Source organism: Kineococcus siccus, from assembly GCF_009906795.1.
In the GTDB taxonomy this organism is placed as follows: domain Bacteria; phylum Actinomycetota; class Actinomycetes; order Actinomycetales; family Kineococcaceae; genus Kineococcus; species Kineococcus siccus.
In genome coordinates, this window is record NZ_JAAALN010000391.1 from 1 (window position 1) to 1,478 (window position 1,478).

Annotated in this window: 1 protein-coding gene and 1 pseudogene; both read right to left on the reverse strand. The window is 80.1% G+C overall.

The features are described 5' to 3' along the window. Window positions 1-982, reverse strand: a 982-nt coding sequence (locus GTR02_RS24805; RefSeq protein ID WP_166609536.1) for a diguanylate cyclase domain-containing protein, incomplete at its 3' end; no start/stop codon positions are given. A 98-nt stretch (window positions 983-1,080) separates the two neighbouring features. Then, window positions 1,081-1,478 (reverse strand): annotated as a pseudogene (locus GTR02_RS21690) (hypothetical protein); the annotation flags it as partial.

Genomic DNA, 1,478 nt, shown 5'->3' on the forward strand with positions numbered 1-1,478 from the left:
GGGCGGGCGCCCACCCGACGCTCGCCGGCACCCCCCGCGCGGCCAGCTGGCGCTCGAGCCGCTGCCGCAGCACCTCGCCCTGGCCGGGGGCCGCGCCGTCCAGCAGCAGCGCGAACTCGTCGCCGCCGAGGCGGGCCACCACGTCCCGGGGCCCGGCGACGGCGCGCATGACGTCCGCGGCGGAGCGCAGGAGGGCGTCGCCCGCGGCGTGGCCCCACCGGTCGTTGACGCGCTTCAGCCCGTCCACGTCGGCGAAGAGCAGCAGGGCCGGACGCTCGTCGCCGCGCCCGGGCGTCAGCACGGCACGGCCCAGGACGAGCAGGCCCCGGCGGTTGCGCAGCCCCGTCACCTCGTCGCTCAGCGTCGCCTCGAGCACGGCGGCCCGGGCCGCCGCGAGCGTGTCCGCGGTGCGGGCGCGCGCCGCCCAGAGCACCTGCGCCAGCACGACCGAGCACGCGACCATGACCGTGGCCAGCAGCCAGGGACGGCTGAAGCCGTGCCCGGCCGCGACCCAGAGCCACTGCCCCACCGCGACGGCCACCACCAGGACGGCGTAGCGGCGGTCGGTGGCCAGCGCCCCCACCACCACGGCGAACAGGACGACCGGCCCCACCCCGGCCGGTTCCCCGACCACGAGCAGCACGGCGAAGCCGTGCAGCGACCCCACGAGCGCGACCCCGAGCGCGACGGTGTCGCCGTGCGCGTGCACCCACCCCCGCAGGCGCGGTACCGAGCAGGCCGCCCGCGCGAGGCCGTAGGCGAGGGCGAGCGAGGCCGCGACGGCGGCCAGCGGCCGTCCCGTCTCCGGGGGCCGCAGCAGCAGGTGCAGCACGCTGAGCGCGGCGAACAGCACCGCGACCGCGAGCAGCACGGGCGTGAGGGCGTCGACGGTGAGCTCCGCGCGGTCCGCGACGTGGGGCGCGGGGCCGCTCGGGCGGCGCGGGCGCGCCGCCGTCCGCCTGCGCGCGTCCACCGGTGGCACGCCGACACGCTAGTCCAGGACGCACCACCCGGTCCCTCAGTGCGACGGGACGGTCCCGCAGGGCGACGAACCACCCGGCCGGGTGGGCCCCTCCCACCTCACGGGCGGCGCTGCTCCGTCAGGGCGGTGGCGGCGCTCGCGGGGCCGGTGACCTGGAAGGTGCGCGCCGTCCCGCCGCTCGACAGCCAGGCCGGCAGCGCCGCGGGCGGGAGGCTGCGGACGGCGGGCCCGGCGTCGTCGGGCGCAAGCACGACCACGGTCGCGCCGGCCACGAGCCGGACGGTGACGACGTCGCGGGAGACGTCGAAGGCCACCCCGGCCGGGCCTGCGCACGAGGCCGTGGCGGAGCGCCCGCTGACCCGGACGCCCGGCCCGTCGGCGCGCGCGGCGTCCGCGACGACGAAGCGCGCGGCGGCGAGCTCCTGGCACGTCGTCGGCTGCGCCGGGGCGGGCGACAGGGCCGGCGACGGGGCGGCGAAGGCGGGGGACGTGGCGG